This is a genomic window from Longibacter sp. (assembly GCF_051155795.1).
In the GTDB taxonomy this organism is placed as follows: domain Bacteria; phylum Bacteroidota; class Rhodothermia; order Rhodothermales; family Salinibacteraceae; genus Longibacter.
Genome location: NZ_DAXETW010000025.1, coordinates 1 through 24655, shown reverse-complemented (window position 1 = coordinate 24655; position 24655 = coordinate 1). Strand labels below are relative to the sequence as shown.

Sequence of the window (24655 nt, the reverse complement as noted above, 5' to 3'; positions counted from 1 at the left end):
GCTGTCGCTCCTTCCGGTGTCGCGTGTTTCAGCGTCCTTATCTTCGGGCTGGAGTAGAGGGTCTTCGTCCCGTGACCCGAAGACACTACCGAAAAATCCGTCTGAGTTCGCCATGTTTTGATAGGACAGCTGGGAGAAGGGGGCTTCTCGTGCTCGAATCTACGACGCGAGGCGTTCGGCCGGCGTTAGCTCATCGGTGTGCGAACTGCGGTCGCTGGTAGCGTTTCGGACGGCGCCGTATATCGTCCCATATCGCTTGAGACGTTCAAGCACCTCGTCGACGAGTGCGCCGTAGTCCTCGGCGCCAGCCGAATTCGGAGCTACTTCGAACACGGATGATCCAGATGCAGGTGCATCCTCAATCGTAGGATGATCTCGGATCTCTGTATCGAACACCTTGCCCCCGTAATGACTGCGGACCTCCCGGATGATGGAGCGGGTTTGTTCGTCGTCGCGCCGGACCATCGTCAGGAGCACCCCAAGGACCGGGGCGGCTTCGCCAAGATTAAGCCGAACGTTTTTCACTACCTCGCCGAGGCTGATCACACCTTCAAGCGACAGGTACGACGGGGCAACCGGAATGATGAACGCGTCGGCAGCCACCAGCGCGTTCACGCTTAAGAGGGAGGTCGACGGTGCACAGTCGACGAGTATTACGTCGTACTCGTCCTTTATCCGGCTTAGTGCCGCCTTTAGACGGTCCTGGTGATTCTCTACCTTCGACAGGCGCGTGTCCGCATTCGCCAGGTGAAGGGAACCGGTCAGCAAATCCAGGTTCCGCACGTCCGTTGTTCGAATCGCATCCTCCACCTCTACCTCTCCGAATAAAACTTCGGCAGTCGATGGAAGAAGGTCCTGGCGGTGGACGCCCATCGCCAGGGAAGCGGACCCCTGGCTGTCCAGATCAACCACGAGTACCTTCTTCCCACGCCGAACGAGGCCTGCAGCTACATTTGTGGTCGTCGTGGTTTTTCCGACGCCGCCCTTATTGTTGATGATAGGGATCGTTTTGATCATGGTGTCCCGGGAGCTGGAGTGAAGGGGGAAGAGGAAAGGCGGTCCGGCACTAAGGTACGTGCTGGAGACGCACGCTCCGCCGGGAGTGCAGCGAACTTCTTATTGTAGTAATGTGCAAACTCCCGTCCAGCAGTAACCTGCTCAGGCTGACCGCCATGGCGAGGAGCGGTCCGCACGTGTTCGGGCATACATGATCGTCATAATAGCCTCCGGATATTCCATCTGAACACGCCCGATTTGATCCTACAGCCCAGATGAACCATCCATGGTCCGGTAGCGATTTCCGAGTTTATCACGATGTCTCGTTCAAAGACTTCTTCGTGGACCTCCTTTGTCCAAAAGCGTCACGGAAAACTTTCGGTGTTGGGTAATTTTTGGACATGAATGTAATTCACGTCGGCGAAACGCATGGAATGGTTAAGTGGGGCGATTGGTCGCGACGAAGGCGTATTGTGTCTTCATGGATTTGAAATGAGAACAGCAAGAAGCGCGACTGTAGATTATGATATCTGTAACAATGTTGTCAGATATCGCTATCTTTGCACACCTGTTGCACGAAAGTGTGTGGTGTTGGTAAGATTCTGGCTGCTTGTTGTCGTACATCGATGTACGCTAATCCTGGAGTGCGCTTTGCAGCCGCCATCACACGGTGTTCGTGATGGTTTGCCCTACCTCACTCGTATCATCTCATCTTATTACCAACCGCACCATGGCCAACATTGAAGACAGTCTTGAGCAGATCATGAGCATTGACGGCGCCATTGGCGCCGCGCTCGTTGATTACAAATCTGGCATGACGCTCGGGACGATTGGTGGAAATCGGATCGATATGGAGCTCGCAGGGGCGGGGACCACCGAAGTCGTCCGCGCGGAGAAAGAAATCATCGACCAGTTGAAGCTGGATGACCGCATCGAAGATATCTTGATTACACTCGAGTCGCAGCACCATCTGATCCGGGTCTTTCACCAGAATGATAACGTCTTTACGTATCTGGTGCTCGACGCCGAGAAGAGCAATCTTGCACTTGCAAGGATGCAACTCGGTGAGATCGACAAAGAATTGAATATTGGAATTGCAGACAATACGGATTCCGATAGCGACGGGCAGAAGGAATCTTCTCGCGAATCGTCCCAGCGTGATTCCGGCAGTTCAACCAATCGTTCGACCGACCGCCGTTGACTCGCAGCTTTTCGACGGAGACTTGGCCTCGGAGGCAGATGCCTTCGGGGTTTTCTTTTTCTTGACCGGCTGCCTGGGAGGGGGAAACGATCGTCACAAGGCATGTTGGTCGCACGTAGCGGCTGGCGCAATGTCAACGTTTCCGTGATGGGACGATGACTGCGCCGCAGGCGGTAGATCGGCGTCTGATCATCGCGTACCTTATTCATTGCCTATTATCGCACACCGGTTGTCGGCTGAGATGTCTACCGGCCCGATTCTGTCATCCGACCGTGGGCAAGACTGTCTACGGTACGCCCTGTCCCGTTATGCTGGAGATCGCTGTACTTTTTGCGAGCACGCTTCCGTTTCTGCTGGGTCTGTATGCGCTGAAAATCTTCGAGCGCCGGCGGAACGGCGGAGATGATTCGTTGCCGCCTCCAGATGACGGGCCACCGCCACCGGTGGCTCCGGATCCAGGGGCACCCTCCACGCGCCTATCGCTTGGCCCGGATTCCCGCCATCGCCGACGAGACGACCGCCCGCCGATGCGTCCGGCTCCCAGCACACGCCGCGAGCGTCCGGTCCCGGACCGTCTTTTCGCGTAATCAACGTGGAGGCTCGTCTTCGAAGTGTGCCCCGATGATTGGATTCGAGGCATCCTGCACCGGTTTCGGGCAAAAGGAAGCGACTCGGCTGGTCCTTTCGCCCCGTAAATCCGAGATTCGTGTTGAACGCCTGCGAGCGTTTCATCATCCTCCAGCATGTAACGCACGGCATGTGTGTTGCTGCTATTGATGGCGAAAGCGTTTGCGCCCCGCACGGTGCACGCGGAGCGCCCCCGGCTCCTGCCGTCCCCCACCCCGACTTTTTCTCCTACCCCCTTCAATAAAATGATTCGACGGCTTCAACCTTTCGTAGCCTTTCTCCTTGTCGCCACGCTCGGGATCGCAAGCACCGCGCCGGTGCAGGCCCAGTTCAGGGACGTAAACAGCCTCGATGAATTGAGCGGCGCCCTGGAGGTCGTGGCCGGTCAGTACGCCGACAACTACGCTCAGCCGGTCTCGGATGCCTTTGGCGCGGGTATGAACTCTGCGATGTTCCGAACCGCCGATGCCGGTGGGGGCATCATCCCCGGCGTTGACATATATTTGGGCGTGTCGGTCACCGGCACGCTCATGGCCTCGTCGAACCGCTCGTTCATCCCGCAGGATGAGACCGTCATGGTCGACGGTCGCGAACTTCGGTTCGACTATTCAGGAACGGAGGTTCCGACCGCGTTCGGGTCGACGAGCACGCCACAGGCAACGGTCGACATTACAGATGTAAACACGGGAGCGACGCAAACAGTGCAGCTCCCGCCGGGCGTCGTTGATACCCCGGTTGCTCCGCTCCTTATTCCACAACTCGGCGTAGGCACTGTCTTCGGAACCGACGTCATGTTGCGGTACCTTCCGCGGACGCGCCTCAAGAGCTACGGAACGATCGGCGTGTTCAGTATCGGCATCCGACACAGCATCAGCCAGTACATCCCGATGTCCCCGGTCGACCTCGCCGTGCAGGGTGCGTACAACTCGGTGTCCCTGGAGGACAAGAACCTGGAGGGCGACGTGCTGGATGCGTCAGGGTATGCCTTCAACCTGCAGGCAAGCAAGAGCCTGCCCGTTCTTCCGGTGACGTTCTACGGTGGCCTGCAGTACGAGACATTCGACGCCAGCTATGCCTACACGTACCAGCCCCCCGGTGGCGCGGTCGACCCGGTCAGCGTGACGCTTGATCAGGAAGCGACGAACAAATTCCGCGGCCTCGCCGGTGTGTCGATTACGCTTGCGCTCGTTCGCATCAATGCGGACTACAGCCTCAGCGCGAACGACGTTGTCACCGTCGGTATTGGCGTCCAGATCTGACGACGTCAGGAATGGGAACCGTAAAGCGGCTGCGTCGAGGCCTTCACCCCTCCGTAGCCGCTTTTTCTTTGCCCGAAGATGGTCGTCGGGACGCTCTCCTGCGGTTCGTCACCATGCGGTTCGTCACGGCTCTCCTTCGGCAAAGTCGAACATTGAGGATGGGCCGCCGGGCTCTACCGGGGGTTCATCGCCTGCCGTTCCGTCGCCCCCGAGTGGTCCCGACGGCGCGTGAGGCCGCGCATCCGTGCTGCCGTTGGACGCGTCGATGCCGGCTGTCTTCTGCATGACGTCCTGAATGCGGGCATAAAGCGACGGAGCGGCTGCGGCGGGCGAGTTGGCGGATCCATCTGGGTCGCCGTTGTGCTGCACGGCCGTATCTTGCCACGCTGTCCCGTCATTGTCGTCTGCCGAGCGATCTGTTGTCGGGTCGATGTCGTCAGTCTGCCGGTCCGACGGAGCGTCACCTGTCGATGTTGGGCGCAGCAGGGGATCATCATCCGGAGGGCCGAACAGGCCTTTCAGAAATGCGGGATTTGTGCTCATGCAGATGGAACGTAGCAGTCGAAGGAAAGAAGACTGGTGCAGGGGGGGAGGCGGGTGCGCGCCTCGCCGTCGTCGATGACTATGTCGAACCAGATCCAGAACCGGGCCGGATTCCCGCGGACCCTGTGGGGGAAATCCCGACTCCCGTGTGGGTGACGCAATCCGATTCTTTCCTCAAGGCAACACCATCGTTCTTCGGGTCCGGGGGTGTTGACGGCTGAGGGCAAAGGGTATTGATCCCGCCACCTCTCAGAACGGCACCGAGTCGTCCGTCGTCTCAAGTTCGTTGACCTGCTCTTGCTTCAGCTCGATACCATCCGGCGAGAAGCCGAACAGGTCTTCCGGTGAGAAAATCAGCCGGAAGTCGGCATCATCGAAAAAGATGTCGAACTTTCGGCTGAACTGGTTGAGGCGTTTCAGGTAATAGGCGGTGTTTTCGTCCGGGTTGGCAGGATCCCATTCATTAGCCAGGCGGCAGTTCTTAAAGGCGGTCACGTTCGCATTCTTACCCGTGATGTAGTAGGAGATGCGGTCCCCCTTGCGAATGGGTTGGCCGGTGTCGTCCGACCGCTGACGGGCCAGCTCATAGGTTGCCGCACGGGGACGCTTGCCCTCCTGAACGTCTCGCTCGTACTGTTCGATGGTGTCCTTGAGCGTTTCCGTCCGGGCGAAGCTGAAGACGTTTTCCCAGTCGTGCGTCTCGATTCCCTCACGGTACTGCATGTACAGCCGGTGGAGGCCATCCACGTCTCGATCCAGCAGGAGGCGAATGGCTTCTCGCACGAATTGCCGTCCGAACTTTTCGTTGGAGCGGGAGATGAGGGACGATCCTTTGAACTTTAGATTCCCGTCGTAGGTGAGGAGTGCGTAGTTTTTCTTTTTATAGGAAAGCATTTTTTCGAAGCGCCCGTCGAAGCCCACCCGAATCCCCTCTGGCATCGCACCGGTCAGGTCCCGCGTGAACTGAATTTCTGCCTCTTTGCCGCGAACGTCGCCCGGGGGGACGAAGAGCACCCCATCCGTGTCGACCTCGATGACGGTGCCCCTGCGGTCCTGAATTTCGGTGATTAGGTCGCGCAAAATGTTCTGACCGATGCGCGCCACCCGATCCGCCTCGGCGAAGTCGTTAAAGGTGGCGAGGCTGAACCCCAGATTTCCATAAAAGGAGTTGATCAGCACCTTATACGAACTCTGGCGCGCGTCCAGCTCCGACCGGATTTCTTCATCGGCCGCCTCCTGCATTTGCTGCTTCGTCTCAAGTCGGAGGTTGGTCAGGCGCCCGAGGAGACGGGGAAACACGCCCAGAGCATCGCCGGACGGCTGGATGTCGTAATTCAGCATAATGGACGGGTACAGGCTCTCGATGTCGGCGTAGACAACCGGTCCCAGCACGCCCGTCATGAAAATGTCCGTGTAGCCGCCCATCGATTGCGTGCCCCATTCGCTCTGCGGGATGCTGTGTCGCCGCCGGAGGTATTCGCGGACGAAGAGGCTCTCGATCTTGGACGCAGGTCCGCGTCGGGCGGCTCCGCCGTAGGTCATCGGCAGCATCTGCGCCAGGTAAAAGGTGGACCCGGAGAGGTGACGCGCGAGGCGTTCGGTCTCGATCACATCGTCGAGCGCATAGTTCAGCAGGGTGTTGCGGTCTTCGCGCCAGTACCGATCGATTTCGTCGCCGGCAATGTACGTGCGGTCATCCGGCGCGAAGCCGAAGTATTTTGCCGCCGTCTTGAGGCTGTAATTCGGCAGGTCGCGCTTGAATACGTCGAACGCCATCACCTGGAAGTACACGTCGATAATGTGGCGTCCGTGGACGGCCATCGCAGGGTAGTCGACGGTCCGTTCGGCGAATCGCATGCTGGATTCGTACGTGCGGGGCACGGAGCCGTCGCGACCGATCGCGAAGTCGACGTCGTGGCGGTTGCAGCGCTTCAGGATGTAATCGAAGTCGAAAGAGAAGCAGTTGTATCCTTCGATGACGTCCGGGTCTCGTTCGCTGATGACGTCGACGAGCTGTTGTAGAAGCTTGCGCTCATCCGCATCGTCGTCGAGGTGAAGGACGCGGTTCCAGCCTCGATTGTCCGACAGCGCGACGATGATGATGCGGTCGTCCGGCCGGTCGGCATTCGGAAATCCGTGCTCTGAATACACCTCAATATCCAGTTGCATGCGGTGGAGATCGTCCAGCGTCATGTCCAGGAAGCACGTTTTCCCGGTCTGCATCATGTACTGCTGGGCCGGAGAGCCAATCTGGTACAGTTCATCCGGCCGCCCGTCCGTCGTCTCGGATCGTTGCTCTACGGCCCGGATGGCGTTCCAGTAGTCTGCCCACGTGTTGAAGATGACGAGGAATCGGTACGGATTGTCGCCGGCCAGTTCGGTGAACTTGAACGATGACCGATGTCCGCGCAGAAGGCTGATGTCGGTGATGAAAAAGAAAGGGTACAGCCGATCGTCTTCGGTCTCGACTCGCGATCCATCCTCTGATCGCCGGTAGACGCGAACGGTGGCCGGCTCATCGGATGGCCGGTCCATCAACGGCTCCACATCCACGATGCGTGGGGTCGGATCTTTGCCGAAGAGCGCGGCATCGGTGTCGTCCGACCCGTGGGCTGCGGCGGCATCGGGACGCTGATGGAGCGGAAACGACATCGATCCGTCGGGCATGGGGCCGGGGGAGGAAGAGAGGAGTGGTGATGACACCGTTATAACTCATGATGCGTGGCGGTGGTTTTTCCATATCACGGCGGGGCATCCCGGTGGGCGTACGTGCAAAGCATGACGGAGATGGACACAGGAGAAAAATCGACCTTATCGGCACAATACCGCGGAATATTCGTGCGACAGAGAGGAAAATCCGGTCGACCCATCCCGTCGTTGTCGCCATTCAGCATTCTCCCTAATGCCTGTTCTTCGTGCCGTCGATGTAGGTCACAATTTCGGGCGGCTGCTGTTATTTCGTCGCCTCTCGTTCGAGGTGATCGGGGGTGAAAGCCTGGCTGTGACCGGTTCGAACGGGTCCGGCAAGTCGACCCTGCTACGTATGCTGTCCGGCGTGTTATCACCGAAGGCGGGCACGGTTGAACTTGAGGTTCGTGGGGAGACGATCGAGCGATCCCGGCGTCCGCTCCACGTCGGAATGGTTGCGCCTTACCTGAGCGTCTACGACGACCTTTCCGCCCGTGAAAACCTTGAGTTTCTGGCGCGGGCACGGGGGCACCCGGTCCGCTCCGTAGCACGTGTCCAGGACGGGACATCGGGCGACCCCGTCTCGAACGGGATCGAGCATCGAATCGCCGGTGTGCTCGAGCGTGTCGGCCTGGCCGGTCGCGAGGATGATGCCGTCCGAACGTTCTCCTCGGGAATGAAACAGCGGGTGAAATACGCCGCCGCGATGTTGCCGGAACCGGATGTGCTGCTGCTGGATGAGCCTTCGGCAAATCTGGACGTTGCCGGCATCTCGATGGTCAACGAGGTCATGTCCTGGCAACTCGATGCCGGACGGATTCTCGTTGTGGCGACGAATGTCGCCGACGAGGCGGAGGCCTGTCACCGGAGCATCAGTGTGGAAAACATTCGCGACTGACCGACGAACGCGCATGCGACATGCGTCCGCTTCCCAGGGATTGCTACCGAAGAGCGCCGCGCTATGCTGTTCCTACTGAGACACGCAGAGAGTGAGCCGTCGCCGGACATCGTGGAGCCGGAGTGGCCGCTCTCTGAGAACGGTCGCCGGCAGGCGGTGAGGATTGTCCCCGTCTTGCGTTGGTGCGGGATCGACGTGATATACAGTAGCCCGTATCGCCGAGCGCGCGAGACCGTGGCGCCATTTGCCCGGGCATCCGGTCTCGGCGTCCGGACGCACGAGGGGCTACGCGAGAGACGGTTGACGGAACGGTTTCTGGACGACGTTGAGACGCCTGCCCGGAAAACCTGGTCGGACTTCTCGTGGTCCATGAGCGACGGTGAGTCCAACGAGACCGCCCAGCGCCGCTTCGTGGCCACGGTCTCGTGCATTCTCGGCCGACATGCCGGGGAGACCATCATGATCAGCACCCACGGCACGGTGACGGCGCTTTTTCTTCATGCCATTGACGAGCGCGTTGGAGTTGAGGACTGGGCTGCACTCGACATGCCGGACCTGATACGAATTCACCGGTCTCACCGGACCGGCCGGCGGACGGCGGTGGGAACGAAGACAGGGATGTTGTGGGACCGGGTTGACCTACCGACCACGCCTTCCACGTAACGCTTACCAAGTACCGTTAGAAAAAATGGATCGCTGCGTGTGGAGTAACGAGAGATCCGACACCGTGATAGAGATTACCGTTGCCGTTCCGGATCGACTCGGGCGGAATCCGACGCCGACCACGATGACGGTGTTGCCTGAGCATGAGGACAAGGTGCGCGCCTACAGTCGTGCCGTTGCACAGGACGGAAAGAGGATGCTGATACTTGTTCTTGGCCTCTCGATCCTGCTCGTGCTCGCTTCCGTGCTGCCGGCGGTTGGATGGGAGATGCTAACGCTGCCCGTCACCGGTGGGCTGGCCGTCACTCTTGGAGGCGTCCTGTTCCGCTACCCGTTCGCGACGCCAGAGACGATCCAGATGATGGGAATGGGCAGGTCGCGGAAGGTCGTCCGCTGGCTCGCCGCTTTCATCGTTCTACTCGGTCTTGGTCTCGTGGTGACCGGCGTGTACGCTATGGTCGTGGGGTGAGCGATATCGATGTCGTAACGAAAACGGCGCAAACAGGCGAATTGCGCCATCGTACCTACCATCCGGTCTTCTAAACGAACCCATTGCTCACTATGAAAAAGGCAACTCTCGGCGGCGGATGCTTCTGGTGTCTCGAGGCTGTGTACGACGGCGTGGACGGTGTTGACGCGGTTGTAAGCGGCTATGCCGGCGGCGATACCCCGAACCCGTCCTACCGTCAGGTCTGCTCGGGCACGACGGGCCATGCAGAGGTCGTGCAGGTTTCGTTCGAGCCCGATGTCGTGTCCTACCGCGACCTCGTGGAAATCTTCTTCACCATCCATAACCCGACGACGAAGAACCGTCAAGGAGCCGACGTAGGTCCGCAGTATCGCTCCATTATCCTGTACCACGATCAGCAGCAGAAGGACACGGCGGAACAGATCATCGACGAGCTGGAAGGAGAGGGCGTGTTCTCCGAGCCGATTGTCACGCAGGTTGAGCCGCTCGATACCTTCTACGAAGCAGAAGAGAAGCATCAGGACTACTACCGGCGCAACCCGGGCCTCCCGTACTGCCAGGCGGTCATTGAGCCTAAACTGAGCAAGCTTCGGAAGAAGCATGCGGCGAAACTGCAGTGAGCGATACGCATCCGGCTGGCGTCAAGCGCGAGCGAGACACAGGGTGGCAATGTAGACCTTGGCGGCACCGGCGTCCCGGAGAGTCTGTGCGCAGGCCATGATCGTTGAACCGGTCGTCAGCACGTCGTCGATGAGAAGACACGTCAGGCCCTCGACGTTTCGCCGGGCTTCGAAGGCGTTGCAGACGTTGTTCCAGCGCTGATCGCGAGAGAGCGACGTTTGCGACACCGTGACCTGTGCGCGGATCAGGATGTCCGCGATGGACGGCACGTCCATCGTATCGGCGACCCCACGGGCTAGCATGTCGGCCTGGTTGTAGCCACGCTCCAGGAGACGGAGGCGGTGGAGCGGGACGGGCACGATCCGATCCGGTGCGGGCCAACCGGCGCGAAGGTATGAGGTGCCCAGCAGACGGCCGAGTTCCACACCGTAGCGGGGACGATCGCCATACTTCAACGCGTGCTGGATCGACTGGAGGGCACCGCCTTTGTCGAAGACCCACATCGAGTGGGCGCCGCAGATCGTTCCCCAGTCGGACGGGAGGCGGTCCAGTCGAGCGGCGACGTTCATTTGAGGCGCAGGCTCGAGTTGGCGCAGGCACGCGGGGCAGAGAGGAAGCAACGCCCGTTCGGTTCGTCCAGCGCAGCCGAGGCAGGCCGGAGGGTAGAGAATGTCGAGAACGCCCCGCAGAATGCGCATGGTAGCAGCGCACCGATGGTTTTTATGTTGTGTACTATACGGTAAATAGATAATAAATAAAAACAACCAAAGATTGGTATATGGGTATAGTTGCGAGGTTTCGGAGATAATTCGAACCGTCAGGGTGGTTGCGGGGCTGCGTTCTTTTATCTTTTTTGAGCGTAGGGTCGTCCCGCCAACAATACCGCCTTGCGGCGTGTGTACGGTACCGTTCTCGCGGGATATCTGTGCGGCTTCTGCTTGCAGCCACCCGAATCGACGTTTTTAAACAACTGACGTTTTTGAAACCATGGCCGACCGGGAGCGACGCGGAATGCTGATTAAGAACACGGGGACTGAGACGGTCTCCGTCACGATGGATACCCGCTCCATCGACATCGGTCCGGGTGAAGAGACGTTTATCACCCCGGAGGAAGTACGCGACGACGCACTGCGGGAGGCGCTACAGGTGCGGACCATTTCAATTGTCCGTCCGGCCACCAAGCAGGAAGATCTGACGCTTCGTGAACAGCTCGGTGCAAGCGAGTGACGGCAATCTCGCGTGTCGGGCTCCGGTGTCTCCGGTGCCGTCTGCTGCCCCCGTGTCTGCAACTCCTCGTTTATGGACATCTTTGCGCTCGAGCCGTGGTACGGTGGGTCGCACCGGAATTTCCTCGACGGCCTCGTCGACCATTCCACCCATACGATCCACCCGATCACGATGCCGGGGCGATTCTGGCGGTGGCGAATGGAAGGCGGCGGCGTAACGCTGGCGCAGAAGGTTCGGGGCGCGGTCGACGAGCGGGGTGTGCCGGATCTGCTCTTCGTCAACGACATGGTGAACGTACCGGCTGTTCTGTCTCTGACCCGCGACATCCTGGCGGATGTGCCGGTCGCCCTCTATTTCCACGAGAACCAGCTCACGTATCCGCTTCCGCCGGATCGGACTCGTGACCGCGCGTATTCCATCACGAATTACCTTTCGGCGCTGGCGGCGGACCGGGTTTTCTTCAATACGGCCTTTCATCGCGACGAATTTCTGGAGGCTCTCCCGCTCCTGCTGCGCGACTTCCCGGATTTCACCAACCTGCCCACGGTCAGGGAGATTCGGGAAAAGAGCGTCGTGCTTCACCTCGGCGTCGACCTCTTCGCCCACGATGCATTCGACACCGAACGGACGGCGCGATCCGATCGCAGCGGTCCGCCAGTCGTCCTCTGGAATCAGCGATGGGAGTACGACAAGAATCCGAAGGCCTTCTTTCGGACGATGAACCGCCTGGATGATGCCGGGTGCGACTTCCGACTCATTCTCGCCGGGAAGGCTTTTCGCGAGCAGCCGGAGGAATTCGAGCAGGCCTTCGAGCGATACGCCGAACGGATCCTGCATTACGGCTACGCTGAAGATTTCAGCGAATACAGCCGCCTCCTCCATCGCGCAGATCTGGTCGTATCCACGGCGCTCCACGAGTTTTTCGGCGTAGCGATCATGGAAGCCATTTACTGCGGGTGTCACCCGCTCCTCCCCGATCGCCTGAGCTATCCGGAGCTGATCCCGGATACGCACCATCGACCTTTGCTGCACGCGCCGATCCTGTACGAGGATGACGACCAGCTTTTTCAGGTCATGCGCTCGATCCTGAACGGTGACGAGCGTACCCTGCCTCCTCCAACCCTTCGCAAGATCCCCCAGCGCTTCGACTGGAAGACCCACGTCGCCAACTACGACGCAGCCTTCGAGGCGATGACTGATAAATGAGCCACCCCCACCGTCGCACGACCGTGACCGTCGCACGGCCGTGCGGCGGTGGGGGCGCGTGCGACGGTGGGGCTCGCCTTGAACCTTGAACTTTCCACGTTCAGTTGTTTCTCGCGCGGACCAGTTCGAAGCACGTCGCCGGGTCCGGGTCGCCGTTGACGACGTAGGATCGGACCGAGCCGTCCTCGTCAGCCATGACCACGATCGCGTCGGCGTTCGGATCGTACACCTGCATCTTCTTTTCCGCCCAGTCAGAGACCACGTCCTTCTCGGCGGTTTGTCCGGCCCATCCGCCGGCTGCGTCGGGCCGGTACAGGAGCTTTCGGGCGTCGAACGGATGGTCCATGCCGCTGCCTTCCATCGGGTCCCCCTCCGCAATCACGACGACGCCGATGCCGTAGCGTTTGAAGCCGTAGTACGACGCCGCCGCGACGTCCATCCAGTGATCGACGAGGAAGTCGTGATGGTCGTCCTCTTTGGTGTCTCCGGTCAGAGCATCGGCCGGTTGCTGAATCGTGATAAAGTGTCCGTTTTCGTCGATCAGCGTCGTGGACGGCATAAGCGTCGGGCGGGGCGCAAGGAATCGGTGCGTGTGATTGGAATCAGCGAAACGCAACGGGCGCAGGGAGAGGTTTCCACCGAAGCGAAACGTTTTGGGTTGCGGAAGGGGCTTGGGGATTGGGAATTGGGGATTGCGGATCAGAACGGATGTGGAGATGAGCTTCGAGTATTGGAGTAATGCCTTCACTCGAGCGTTGAACCTTGAACCCTGAACGCTGAACCATCCCTTGACGATTAGAACCTGGTGAGAAGGCGGATGCGGTGGGAAAGCCCACAGGCAAACAGCGTAGAAACAGAGATACAACCTCGTGTAGCCCAGGTCTTCTCGTCTCCTTGATGCTCCATCTGCGGAGCCCTTCATCATGACTGACCCGCACATTCTTCTTGTCGAAGATGAGCCCGATGTAGCTTCATTCATTCGGCAGGGACTGGAGGAGGAGCAATATCGCGTGACGTGGGCGAAGAATGGCCGACGTGGTCTGGAATACGTTCAAGGGGACGATATTGACCTGGTTTTGCTGGACGTGCGTCTTCCGGACATCAACGGACTTGATGTGTGCGAACGGCTCCGCATTCATGATACGCATCTGCCGGTGATGATGCTCACGGCGCTCGACGCTGTCGAGGATCGAGTGGCGGGCCTCCGCTCGGGGGCCGACGACTACCTGCCAAAGCCGTTTGCGTTTGACGAACTGCTCGCGCGTATCGAGGCGCTTCTCCGACGCGTGGAGCCGCAGGAACGAGACGAGCCGCTGGAGGACGGGGCGTTGCGCCTCGATCTGGCGGCCCGCCGCTGCAGTGTTGACGGCGAAGAGGTTCACCTGACACCGACGGAGTTCGATCTGCTCGCCTTCCTGATGGTGCGTAAAGGACGCGCCGTGAGCCGAGAAGACATCCATCGTCAGGTGTGGGGCCACGACTTCGATCGCGGAACGAACCTCATCGATGTGTACGTCAACTACCTCCGCCGAAAGCTCTCCGACGCCGGCTGCGACTCGCACATCGAAACCGTAAGGGGCACAGGGTATCGCTTCGAGTCTGCGGACACCGGCACGGCGTCCCTATCCGATGCGGAGACGAACGTCCAGACCACGGATGGAGGTGGATGATGCACGTCAGGCGAGATGCTATTCGGCGCTGCGCCGCGTCCCCGCACCCATGAACCGGGATATCATGTTTGACCTTACAGGCACAGAAACAACTCGAAACGGGGCGACCCGGACGGTGCAACGGCCGTCGTTTCGTCGCCGACTGCGTACGATGGTTGGACCGGCGCTTGCGGCCGCTCTTGCCGTGCCGGCTCTGCTGGCGTGGGCAGGGGCCTACTGGTCTTTTCATCATACAGCCATGAGCACGGTTGAGACGGAGGCCGAAGAGATGCTCACCGAGGCACGCATCGTCGATGGTTCGCTCGATCTAAGCGCGTACGCCTGGCAGGAGGCACATCACCGACTCGCGATCGACCGCGTCGATCCCATCTTCGTTCAGGTGTTCAACGACGGCGGGCAGCTTCTCCGCGAGTCCTCCAATATCAATGCGCTTGATCCCTCGTTTCCGGACCGTCTTCTCGCTCATCGGATGCCGGAGCGCATTGTACCCTCGTTGAAGACGTTCGCGGCGGGAGACCGAGGATTCTACTATACCGTTCGCCCCATTCCGGACCGCAACGGAGAGGTCGCCGGGTTTGTCCAGGTATCGCGCGCGGTACCGGATCACCGATCGATGCTCTGGCAACTGGGGATCGGGTTGATCGCCCTCTGGGTCGCTCTGACCATCGGTCTGCTGGTCCTTGTCGACTGGGCTGCTCGTCGTGTGTCGACACCACTTCGGAGTGTGACGGATGTGGCGCGGACCATCACGTCGGCAGACCTGGACACACGTGTCCACGTCCCCGACGATGCAGATCGGGAAACAGCCATGCTCTCGGAGACGCTCAACGCGCTTCTCGACCGCGTGCAGTCGCATGTGGATGCGCTGCGCACCTTCACGTCAAACGCGGCGCATGAATTGCAGACGCCGCTCACAGTCCTTCGCGGACACGTCGAGATTGCGCTCCGGCGCGACCGATCGGCGGCAGAGTACCGAAGCACGCTGGAGCTTCTCGACGACCGCCTTGGGAGCTTCGTTCAGACATTGCGAGCGTTGCTCACGCTCACGCGGCTCGACCGCGGGGCCTCACTGGAAACGGAGGAGGTCGACATGGTGGATCTCGTCGCGGAAGAGGTGCAATCGTTTCAGCAGCGTGCAGACCAACGCCAAATTCAGTTGACCGTTGAGGCGTATGGGCAAAATGAGGGTCATGACGCCACCGGACCGAACGGTCGTGCCGCGAAAAGAACAGCGCCCGACGGCCGCGCCTTTCACGTTCAGGTGCAGCCCGATCTGCTTCGAGATGCCGTTCGCAATCTTGTGGATAACGCGCTCAAGTACACGCAGGGAGGGAGCGTGCACGTAGCCGTCGAGGCCGATGAGGATAGCGTTCACGTGCTGTGCCGCGACACGGGTATCGGGATCGATGAGGAGGAGATCACTGAGATAAGCAACCGCTTCTACCGCGGGGCACGCGCCGGGGACGTTGGAGGTGAAGGCAGCGGGCTCGGGTTGTCGATCGTGACGCGGATCGTCGAGCGGCACCGGGGACGGCTGCAGGTCCATTCGGAACGGGGGAAGGGGACGGAGTTTCGCATCACCCTTCCCCGGTAATTGCGTTGCGGGTCGTTCATAGTCTTGCCCCAGATGGCGGCCTCAGGCGTATACAGTGGGGTGTCTGGCGTGCGTCAAATCCGTTTTCCTGAGCGGGGCGTCTCCATTCTAATCTGCCTCTAACCTTTTTCTCATCGTGCACTAAGATCCCTACCTCAGCCGAGTGGTCGAAGAGAGTGCATCGGCGGTCGAATGCACCGCCGGTCCTGAATGCTCTCGATCAAGACGGTAGCGTAGTATGAATTGTAGGAGCATGAGAGGCGTTCTTGCGCTCGAGAGAGCGCTTGCCGCCGCCATACTGACGATCACTATGTTCTCGATCGTCGGTTCGCCTGCGATCGCGCAGGATCGTGATGAGAGTGTCGGATCGGCATTTCCCGACACGCTTACGTTTGCCCGGGCGGCGGCGATGATGGAGGCGAACAGTCCGCAGCTCCGGGCCGCACAGGCACAGGCGCAACAGATGGACCGCTCCGCCAAAGTAGAAGCGCTGTATCCCAATCCATCTCTTTCGATTCAGGAGGAGCGAACCAACCTGGCGGACGGTGTCGACGACCAGTGGTACCTCTCGGTCAGTCAGCCGATTCGATATCCTGGAGAACAGGGTGCGCGCCGCCGTGCCCACGAAGCCACGCGTCGAATGGCTGATGCTACGGTCAACGAGGCGCGGACGCGGCTTCTAACCGAGTTGCGCCATCGTTATCTCAGCGTTGCGGTGGCACAGGCGCGGGTGACGGTCCTTCAGGACGTCACCGACCAGATCCGGGATGCGGAGCACGCGGCGAACGTTCGTTTCGAAGAGGGCGATCTCGGGACGTTTCAGAAGGCCCGCCTGCAGGTGGCCCGGGCGCAGTATGAGAATGACCTGGCTGAGGCACAGCTACGACTCCGCGATGCCCGCATCGAACTGGCTTATCTGTTGATGCCGGACGGTCGGGCAACGCTCAACGAGGTCAAAGCGCTGGGGGACTACCACGTCGAAAGTGGCATTCAACGCCTTCTGGCATTTCGGTCTACGGTGCCCCGTAGGATCGACGAGGCCGAGGCACTGCAGCAGGCGATGGCTCGGCGCGGGGCCGTTCGGGCCGCGCGACATCGTGTGGACGTTCGCACAGCCGATCTCGATGCGGCTCGGTACAGACGATATCCAAGTCTGAATCTATCTGCCGGGCCGAAGCGACAGTCGATTCCGTCGTCGACCGCGTACGGCTACACCGCGGGGGTAGTCATCGGCCTTCCACTGTGGAACGGTGGGCGTGCCGCGGTTGATGCTGAACGAAACCGGCAAGCGGTTGCCCGAGCCGAACTTGAGTCCACGCGGAGGGACATCGAAGTCCAGGTCCATGACGCAGTGGAGCGTGTGGAGAGTTTCGGAGAGCGCCTTCGTGTGATCGGGGAACAGGTGCTTCCCGGCACGGACTCTCTCGCCTCTGATGCCCGATTCGTCTACCGTGAGGGCGAGATCTCTCTCTTTGAGCTTCTGGATGCTGTCGACGCCGCCACGCAAGCTGCGCTCCTTCGCCTCGACCTTAGACAGGGTTATCTGCGGGCTCTGTACGACCTCGAACATGCTATCGGCGTCGGATTCGGGGACGAGCCGGTCGTCGTAGACGGCGCGCTGGAGGTGCAGAGATGATACGTGCCCATCCCTTTTCACTTCTCACGGCCGGCCCGGCTTCGACCAATCACGTTTAACGACGCGCCTCTTATGCAAGTCAGACTGAACCGCTTTCTCTTCCTTCCGGTGCTGGGACTCATGCTCCTGTTGATGGGGTGTGGCGAGGACACGACTCCGGCCCCAGCGGCACAGGGCGCTCCGCCCCCCGGCCCGGACCAGATTACGCTGACGGAAGCCGAGCTTTCCGAAGTGCGGGTCGAGACGCAGCAGGTGTCGGTACGTCCTATCGTCACGTCGCTTCAGCTCCCCGCTCGCGTTCGCCCACAGCCCGATCGCGAGGCCTACGTCACGTCTCTCATCAGTGGGCGAATCGAACGGTTGCGGGCGAGCACAGGAGACCGGGTCCGTCAGGGGCAGGTTTTGGCCGAGGTCGCTGCCCCAGATCTCAGTGAGATGGTCGCCGGTCTTCGGCAGGCGCACGACGAAATCGATCGACAGCACAGGCTCCGGGAACGGGGGGTGGCCGTCGAAAAAAACGTTCGTGCTGCCGAGCGTGGCTGGCAGGCGTCGCGTCAGCGTCTTCGCTCGATCGGCGTCAGCAGAGATCGAATCGAGGCAGTTGCTACCGGTGATGCCGATCTGGCGACGCTTCCGCTGACCGCTCCGATCGACGGCGTTGTGCTCGATCGCACGGCCGTTCTGGGAGCTCCTGTTCAGCAGGGGGATCGCCTCTACTATATCGCGGGTCTGGCGCCAATCCGGGTCGTGGCGGACGTCTTCGAACGGAATCTTGGTGCAATTCGAGAGGGGCAGACCGTTACCGTGACGACGTCCGTGACGCCGGGGCGAACCTACGAGGGCTCGGTCGCACAGGTTGCGCCGAAGGTGGACGATGAGCGGCGAGCAGCCAGCCTTCGGATCGTTCTACCGAATGGTGACGGCAGCCTCCGTCCCGGGATGTTCGCCAGCGTTCGAGTCCAGGTGGACGGAGATCCACAGCCGGCCCTATCAAGCGACATCCTGATGACCGGGGCGTCAGGCACGTACGTCGTCGTTCGTGAAGCGCCTCGGACCTTCCGCCGTGTTTTCCTGGATGCCTCCGTCGATGCGGATGGATTCGTCGCGGTGCCGGAGCTCGAGCCCGGCACGGAGGTCGTGACCAACGGCGCCTACCAGATCGTGAGTGCCATGAATCAGCAGTAATCAACCGGCTCTTATTTCAGGCCTGGCAGAGGGCTGTATTTCCTCGCGATCTGAGCCTGAACGACCGATTCCTCGACTGCCCGCGACTTTTTCCCTACCCGACGTCGTTTCGCCATGTTCGACCGTCTCATCGCCTCTGTCGTCAAGAACCGCGTACTGGTTCTGCTGATCATGGCCGTCTTGGTCGGCTGGGGCTTGTACAGCTGGAAGCAGGTGCCGCTGGACGCCTATCCGGAGCTCACGAACAACCAGGTTCAGATTCTCACACGCGTCCCCGGCATGTCTCCCGTCGAGGTGGAGAAGCTCGTGACGTACCCGATCGAGATCAACATGACGAACCTCGAAGGGGTGGAGGAAAACCGGTCGCTGAGTCAATTCGGTTTGAGCGTCGTCACGCTCGTGTTCGAAGAAGGAATGGACCCGTACTTTGTGCGTCGACTCACGTCTGAGCGCCTTCGTGAGATTGAGGAGCAGCTGCCGGCCTCGGCTGAGCCATCACTTGCGCCGATGACGACGGCCCTGGGTGAGGTGTATCAGTACGCTCTCGTAGACGAGCCGGGAGATGCTCGAACGTACAGCCCGCAGGAACTTCGAACGCTGCAGGACTGGGTGCTCGCCCCCGGGCTGCGCACCGTCAACGGCGTGGTGGAGGTGAATGCGCTCGGCGGGTTCATCAAGGAGTACCACGTCCGCTTCGATCCGGAGGCGCTCATCAACTACGGCATCTCTATCGAGCAGGCGCATGATGCGCTTCGCAAAAGCAACACCAATGCCGGCGGGAGCTACATCGTCCGGAACCAGCAGCACTACGTCGTCCGCGGAGTCGGGCGCATCGGCGCCGGGGATGCCAGTATTCTCGACGACATTCGCAATACCGTCATCGCTACGCGCGATGGAACGCCGGTTCTGGCGCGTGATGTCGCCGAGGTGAAGATCGATCGCGCCGTTCGACATGGAGCGGCGTCGATGGACGGGAAGGGGGAAACGGTTGTGGGCATCGTCATGATGCGGCGCGGGGCGAATGCGCAAGAGGTGGTTCGCAACACTGAGGCGCGGATCGCGGATTTGCAGTCGACCCTTCCCGAAGGCGTTGGGATCGAGGTGTTCTACAACCGAAACAGCCTGACGAGCGCAGCGATCTCAACCGTCACGACCAGTTTGCTGATCGGCGGGGCCCTTGTGATCCTCGTTCTGATTGCGTTCCTCGGCGACTGGCGGTCCGCATTGATCGTCAGCCTCGTCCTCCCGATGACGGCACTGACGACATTCATTCTGATGAATTACTTCGGATTCAAGGCCAACCTGATGAGTCTGGGCGGACTGGCCATCGGGCTCGGGATGTTCGTCGACGGCGCCATCGTCATGGTCGAAAACATCTTTCGGCTCCGCGAAGAGAATCCCGACGAGTCGATCGGCCTCATCGTGGTTCGGGCGGGGCGCGAGGTTGCTCGGCCCATCGCGTTCTCCGTCGGCGTGGTTATCGCCGTGTTTCTGCCGCTCTTTACGCTGGAGCAGATGGAGGGGCGCATGTTTCGGCCGATGGCGTTTACCGTTTCGTTCGCTCTGCTTGCGGCGCTCTTTCTTGCGCTCACGATGGCTCCGGCGCTGAGTTCGTATCTGCTGGCGTCGGTCGGGAAGAAAAACACGGATCGCGGGTCGACCCGCGGATCGACCGATGAGAGAGGGGCCGGGGGGGACGGCCGCCGAGCGTCCGTTGATACGGCTCAGGGCGAAGCCTCCAACCGACTCATGCGCTGGTTGTCGTCGGTCTACGAGCCGATGCTGGACGCGGCTCTGGGTCGCCGTGGGTTGACGGTCGGGGTTTCCATCGTGTTGATCGCCGGCGGGGTTGTCGTCTTTTCCACGCTTGGAACGGAGTTCGCCCCGCCGCTTGAGGAAGGATCAGTGGCGATTCAGGTCGCACTCGAACCGGATGCCTCTCTGGAAACGACAACAGAGGTCCAGAAATCGGTCGAGTCTGCCCTATTGGAGTTTCCAGAGGTAACCAGCGCGGTGAGTAAGGTCGGACGCCCGGCCGTGGCGACCGATCCCATGGGGCAGAATCTCACGGATATGTTCGTCGGCCTCACGGCTCGTGAAAGCTGGCGATTCGAGAGCAAGGAGGCGCTGGTGGACTCGATGCGGGCGCGGGTGGATCAGATTCCAGGAGCTACGTTTGCTTTCACGCAGCCGATCGCCCTTCGACTGGACGAGATGGTGAGCGGAGCCAAAAGCGAAATCGCCATCAAGGTGTTCGGTCCCGACCTGGATGAACTCCGCCGGCTGCAGTCGGCGATCGCGGATGCCGTCTCCGGTTTGCCCGGGGCTGCCGACGTGCTACCCACACAGATCGCCGGCTTTGGCTACGTGGAAGTCGAGGTGCAGCGGGCAGAAGCGGCACGATTTGGCCTGAGCGTCGGCGATGTGCAGCGCGCCATCGACATGGCGATTGGGGGAGAAACGGTGAGCACCATCCTGGAAGAGGACCGGCGGTTCGCCCTGGTGGGCAAGCTCCAGGAAACGGCCCGGAGCTCGGTTGCCTCCATTCGGTTGTTGCCTCTCCGCACGCCCGACGGAACGCAGCTTCGGCTGCAGGATGTAGCGCGAGTGTCCCTCACCGAGGCTCCGGCGGAGGTGGGGCGTGAGCAGGGACGCCGAAAGGTGACGCTGGGAGTCAACCTCTCGGGTCGCGATGCCGGGGGCTTCGTGGCGGAGGCGAAGGACGTGGTGCGGGATCGCGTCGATCTGCCGTCGGGCTACACGATGGACTGGGGCGGTCAGTTCGAAAATCAGCAACGTGCCCGCGACCGACTTAGGGTCATTTTACCGATCACGCTCGCGGTCGTCTTCGTGCTGCTCTACATGACGTTTAACTCAATTGGACAGGCTGCGCTCGTCTTCCTCAACATCCCGCTTTCGCTTGTTGGCGGCATTCTGCTGCTGAAAGTCATGGGCCTCTATATGAGCGTTCCTGCCTCAGTCGGCTTCATCGCGGTCCTCGGTATTGCCGTTCAGAACGGGGTCGTGATGGTCAGCTTTATCGATAATCTCCGCGAGCAGGGCGTGTCGACGATCCGAGCCGTACGCTCCGGTGCACTTCTCCGGCTGCGTCCGATTCTCATGACGACGTTGACGACGCTTCTGGGACTTGCACCTCTCCTGATGGCTGAGGGCATCGGTGCCAATGTGCAGCGACCGCTTGCCGCCGTGGTCGTGGGAGGAATCCCGACGCTCGTAGCATCGACGCTACTCGTGCTTCCGACGCTCTACGGATGGTTCAATCCCGACGCGCGACCAACAACCGAAGAGCTCTTCGAACGAAACGAGCCTCGGCCCGCTAAGATCGATCAATCATAACACCGGATGCGCCAAGCCGATTCCGGGACAGCGTTGTGGTACCCCCGCTGGTCCTTGCCCACCACAAAAACTAGACGCAGGTACAGGCCATGAACATGATTGTAGCGTACATCCGGCCTAACATGAAAGAGTCGGTCGTCGAGAGGCTGCGACAGCTTCGCGCTCCCGGGGCAAGCTTTACAGACGTCGAAGGGTTTGGGCTCGAAGCGGATGCGACGGGTCAGCGATCCTACCACGAACACGTCGCCCCGTACACGCACAAGGTCAAGCTCGAAGTCGTGTGTTCAGAAGATCGGGCCGACGAGATTGCTCGTGCGATCGCGGGCGCAGCCAGCACCGGTCGGCGTGGCGATGGCAAAGTCTACGTACTGCCGGTTCAGTCGCGTTTCGACATCCGGACCTTCGAGACCGACGACCTCTCGGCGTGACATCGTCGCGCCTGTGCTTTCGCTCTGACTGTTCCGGATCCGTTCATCAAACCGACTGCTCATGAGTTCTGCCCACCTTCATCTTATCATCAATCACATCCCGGTTCTGGGAGTGCTTTTCGGCGCTGCGATTCTCGTCTACGGGCTGTGGCGGTCGCAGGATGCGATCGTTCGCGTAGCTCTCGGCTTGTTCGTTGCGTCGGGCCTCGGAGCCGTCGGGGCCTACTTTTCCGGCGAGGGAGCGGAGGAAATCGTCGAAGAACTGCCGGGGATGTCTCATGCTATTATCGAGGCGCATGAAGAGGTGGCGTTGATCGCGTTCATTCTGACGGCGGTTCTCGGAGCCGCGTCGCTCGGTGTGCTTCTCTGGCGCCGTCGCACTGACATCCCGCGACTTGCCTCCATGACCCTGCTCATCGCTGCACTTGGCGTCTTCGGAGTTCTTGCCTACACAGCAAACACAGGCGGGCAGATCCGCCACACCGAACTCCGTGACGGCACCAGGCAAACCCCGTCGCCGGATGGGATTGACCACGAGGAGGATGATCGCTGACGCCGGAGGACATGGCTACGTTCGAACGTGCGGAAATATGAAGGGGGGAGGCTTGGCATTATTATCCCATCGGCGCACGGCCATCCATCAGCGCACGGCCGTCCACCGTCGCACGGCCGTGCGACGGTGGATGGATCGAACGCTGAACCTTGAACATAAAAACGGCGCCACCCCGAAAACGGAGCGGCGCCGCGAGAACCGAGTCGGTTCGTGCAAAAGCGAAAGCTTACATGTTGTCTGCAACCGCTTCGCCAAACTCGGAGCACTTCAGCAACTCCGCGTTGTCCATCGCGCGGTGGAAGTCGTACGTCACGCGTTTCTGCGAGATGGTTTTCTCGATGCCGTCGAGGATGAGGTCCGCGGCTTCATTCCAGCCCATATAGCGAAACATCATTTCTCCCGAGAGAATGATCGAGCTCGGGTTCACCTTGTCCTGACCCGCGTACTTCGGTGCCGTGCCGTGCGTGGCCTCAAAGATCGACTGGCCGGTGTTGTAGTTGATGTTGGCGCCGGGCGCAATGCCGATGCCGCCGACCTGCGCGGCAAGGGCATCCGAGATGTAGTCGCCGTTTAGGTTCATCGTGGCGATGATGTCGTACTCCTCCGGGCGCAGGATAATCTGCTGGAGGAAAGCATCGGCGATGACGTCCTTCACAATGATCTCCCGGCCGTCGTCAAGCGTGATGACCTGCCACGGACCGCCGTCCAGATCCTCCGAACCGTAGTCTTCCTTCGCAACCTCGTAGCCCCAGTCGCGGAAGGCTCCCTCGGTGAACTTCATGATGTTGCCCTTGTGGACGAGCGTCACGCTGTCGTCTCCGCGCTCGATGGCGTAGTCGATGGCGGAGCGGACGAGGCGCTTGGTGCCCTCCTCGCTGACGGGTTTGATGCCGATGCCACTCGTTTTGGGGAAGCGAATCGTGGTGGCGCCGAGCTCGTCCTGCAGGAAGTCGATCAGCTTGTTGGCCTCATCAGATCCTGCACGGTACTCGATCCCGGCGTAGATGTCTTCCGAGTTCTCCCGGAAAATGGTCATGTCCACTTTCTCCGGATCCACGACCTGAGCCGGCACACCGTCGAAGTAGCGGACGGGGCGGACGCAGGCGAAGAGGTCGAGCTGCTGGCGCAGCGCGACGTTCAGGGAGCGGATGCCGCCCCCAACGGGCGTGGTGAGAGGGCCTTTGATGGCGACGAGGTACTCCCGTATCGCCGAAAGCGTGTCTTCCGGCAGCCATTCGCCGTACTCTTTCTGGGCCTTCTCACCGGCGTAGGTTTCGAACCAGACGATTTCCCGTTCGCCGTCGTAGGCCTTTTCTACGGCCGTATCGAAGACGTGCTTGGCGGCCGGCCAGATGTCCACACCGATACCGTCGCCCTCGATGAACGGGATGACCGGCTTGTTCGGTACGTTCAGCTTGTCGCCGGACTTGGAGATCGTCTCGCCGTCCGTCGGCGGCGTCAGCTTCGTGTATTCGGCAGTGGTTGCACTCATGTAGCTACGGGTCGGTATGGAAAAATCGGTGTGCAGAGTCGCAGCGGACGCACCGTTTGCACGGCACGCTTGCATGTTGTCAAGCACACCAACGTAGCCACCACGATTCGGTTTGTCTGTTAGAATACCGAAAAAAGTGGCGCTCCCGCGAGGAAAATGGGCGAATCAGCCTGGATAGCGGCTGCTCACGGCGGATTCGCTCTTGTGCTCGCCGCTATCGCACCACACGAAACGACGCGGTCTGTACGACCTCGCCCGTCCGGAGGTGGAGAAAGTACGTGCCGCTTGCGTAATCCGACATGCGAAAGGTGTGCCGGTGGCGCCCGCCGGTCTTCTGCCCGT

20 protein-coding genes and 1 pseudogene are annotated in these 24655 nt (G+C 60.6%); 15 read left to right on the top strand and 6 right to left on the bottom strand.

The features are described 5' to 3' along the window. Positions 1-159: 159 nt before the first annotated feature. Positions 160-1017, bottom strand: coding sequence for a ParA family protein (locus ACFCU0_RS03580; protein WP_434972294.1), 858 nt, complete (start codon positions 1015-1017; stop codon positions 160-162). Positions 1018-1726: 709 nt separating this feature from the next. Here ACFCU0_RS03580 and ACFCU0_RS03575 point away from each other — a divergent pair. Together ACFCU0_RS03575 and ACFCU0_RS03570 are read left to right on the top strand one after the other, a co-directional pair. After that, positions 1727-2083 (top strand): annotated as a pseudogene (locus ACFCU0_RS03575) (hypothetical protein); the annotation flags it as partial. A 986-nt stretch (positions 2084-3069) separates the two neighbouring features. After that, positions 3070-4083 carry a DUF6588 family protein gene (locus tag ACFCU0_RS03570; protein WP_434972293.1) on the top strand — a complete coding sequence of 338 codons (1014 nt, stop codon included), beginning with the start codon at positions 3070-3072 and terminating at the stop codon, positions 4081-4083. 123 nt (positions 4084-4206) lie between these two features. Here ACFCU0_RS03570 and ACFCU0_RS03565 read toward each other — a convergent pair whose 3' ends face one another. Together ACFCU0_RS03565 and ACFCU0_RS03560 are read right to left on the bottom strand one after the other, a co-directional pair. Then, entirely contained in the window at positions 4207-4626 is a 420-nt protein-coding gene (locus tag ACFCU0_RS03565) for a hypothetical protein (RefSeq protein ID WP_434972292.1), read from the bottom strand. 249 nt (positions 4627-4875) lie between these two features. Beyond that, positions 4876-7293, bottom strand: a complete 2418-nt coding sequence (locus ACFCU0_RS03560) for a DNA polymerase domain-containing protein (RefSeq protein WP_434972291.1) — start codon at positions 7291-7293, stop codon at positions 4876-4878. A 235-nt stretch (positions 7294-7528) separates the two neighbouring features. On the opposite strand from ACFCU0_RS03560, the gene ACFCU0_RS03555 reads away from it, so the two are divergent. From ACFCU0_RS03555 to msrA, 4 genes are all read left to right on the top strand, one after another. Then, entirely contained in the window at positions 7529-8212 is a 684-nt protein-coding gene (locus ACFCU0_RS03555) for an ABC transporter ATP-binding protein (protein WP_434972290.1), read from the top strand. 63 nt (positions 8213-8275) lie between these two features. Beyond that, a complete protein-coding gene (locus ACFCU0_RS03550) occupies positions 8276-8875 on the top strand; it encodes a histidine phosphatase family protein (protein ID WP_434972289.1) in 600 nt (199 codons plus the stop codon). A 64-nt stretch (positions 8876-8939) separates the two neighbouring features. After that, the gene (locus ACFCU0_RS03545) at positions 8940-9344 is read left to right on the top strand and encodes a hypothetical protein (RefSeq protein ID WP_434972288.1); all 405 of its coding nucleotides are present in this window, start codon (positions 8940-8942) and stop codon (positions 9342-9344) included. A 92-nt stretch (positions 9345-9436) separates the two neighbouring features. Then, the gene (msrA, locus tag ACFCU0_RS03540; RefSeq protein WP_434972287.1) at positions 9437-9964 is read left to right on the top strand and encodes a peptide-methionine (S)-S-oxide reductase MsrA; all 528 of its coding nucleotides are present in this window, start codon (positions 9437-9439) and stop codon (positions 9962-9964) included. A 21-nt stretch (positions 9965-9985) separates the two neighbouring features. Here the strand turns inward: msrA and ACFCU0_RS03535 are convergent, their stop codons facing one another. Further along, the gene (locus ACFCU0_RS03535) at positions 9986-10663 is read right to left on the bottom strand and encodes a ComF family protein (RefSeq protein WP_434972286.1); all 678 of its coding nucleotides are present in this window, start codon (positions 10661-10663) and stop codon (positions 9986-9988) included. 289 nt (positions 10664-10952) lie between these two features. Between ACFCU0_RS03535 and ACFCU0_RS03530 the strand changes: the two genes are divergently transcribed. Both ACFCU0_RS03530 and ACFCU0_RS03525 read left to right on the top strand, forming a co-directional pair. After that, positions 10953-11192, top strand: a complete 240-nt coding sequence (locus tag ACFCU0_RS03530) for a hypothetical protein (protein ID WP_434972285.1) — start codon at positions 10953-10955, stop codon at positions 11190-11192. Between the two features lie 72 nt (positions 11193-11264). Continuing rightward, positions 11265-12398, top strand: coding sequence for a tRNA-queuosine alpha-mannosyltransferase domain-containing protein (locus tag ACFCU0_RS03525; protein ID WP_434972284.1), 1134 nt, complete (start codon positions 11265-11267; stop codon positions 12396-12398). Between the two features lie 100 nt (positions 12399-12498). Here the strand turns inward: ACFCU0_RS03525 and ACFCU0_RS03520 are convergent, their stop codons facing one another. Beyond that, the gene (locus ACFCU0_RS03520) at positions 12499-12957 is read right to left on the bottom strand and encodes a hypothetical protein (protein WP_434972283.1); all 459 of its coding nucleotides are present in this window, start codon (positions 12955-12957) and stop codon (positions 12499-12501) included. A 364-nt stretch (positions 12958-13321) separates the two neighbouring features. Between ACFCU0_RS03520 and ACFCU0_RS03515 the strand changes: the two genes are divergently transcribed. From ACFCU0_RS03515 to ACFCU0_RS03485, 7 genes are all read left to right on the top strand, one after another. Continuing rightward, a complete protein-coding gene (locus ACFCU0_RS03515) occupies positions 13322-14068 on the top strand; it encodes a response regulator transcription factor (protein ID WP_434972282.1) in 747 nt (248 codons plus the stop codon). Between the two features lie 64 nt (positions 14069-14132). Then, entirely contained in the window at positions 14133-15662 is a 1530-nt protein-coding gene (locus tag ACFCU0_RS03510; RefSeq protein ID WP_434972281.1) for a sensor histidine kinase, read from the top strand. Positions 15663-15915: 253 nt separating this feature from the next. Next, complete coding sequence (locus tag ACFCU0_RS03505; protein WP_434972280.1) at positions 15916-17298, top strand: TolC family protein; 1383 nt, start codon at positions 15916-15918, stop codon at positions 17296-17298. Between the two features lie 72 nt (positions 17299-17370). After that, the gene (locus ACFCU0_RS03500; RefSeq protein WP_434972279.1) at positions 17371-18483 is read left to right on the top strand and encodes an efflux RND transporter periplasmic adaptor subunit; all 1113 of its coding nucleotides are present in this window, start codon (positions 17371-17373) and stop codon (positions 18481-18483) included. 114 nt (positions 18484-18597) lie between these two features. Continuing rightward, on the top strand, positions 18598-21840 hold the full coding sequence (locus tag ACFCU0_RS03495) for an efflux RND transporter permease subunit (protein WP_434972278.1): 3243 nt from the start codon (positions 18598-18600) through the stop codon (positions 21838-21840). 89 nt (positions 21841-21929) lie between these two features. Beyond that, entirely contained in the window at positions 21930-22268 is a 339-nt protein-coding gene (locus ACFCU0_RS03490; protein WP_434972277.1) for a P-II family nitrogen regulator, read from the top strand. Positions 22269-22329: 61 nt separating this feature from the next. Then, complete coding sequence (locus tag ACFCU0_RS03485) at positions 22330-22821, top strand: hypothetical protein (protein ID WP_434972276.1); 492 nt, start codon at positions 22330-22332, stop codon at positions 22819-22821. 226 nt (positions 22822-23047) lie between these two features. On the opposite strand, the gene icd is transcribed toward ACFCU0_RS03485, so the two are convergent. Next, entirely contained in the window at positions 23048-24313 is a 1266-nt protein-coding gene (icd, locus tag ACFCU0_RS03480) for an NADP-dependent isocitrate dehydrogenase (RefSeq protein ID WP_434972275.1), read from the bottom strand. Between the last annotated feature and the right edge of the window lie 342 nt (positions 24314-24655).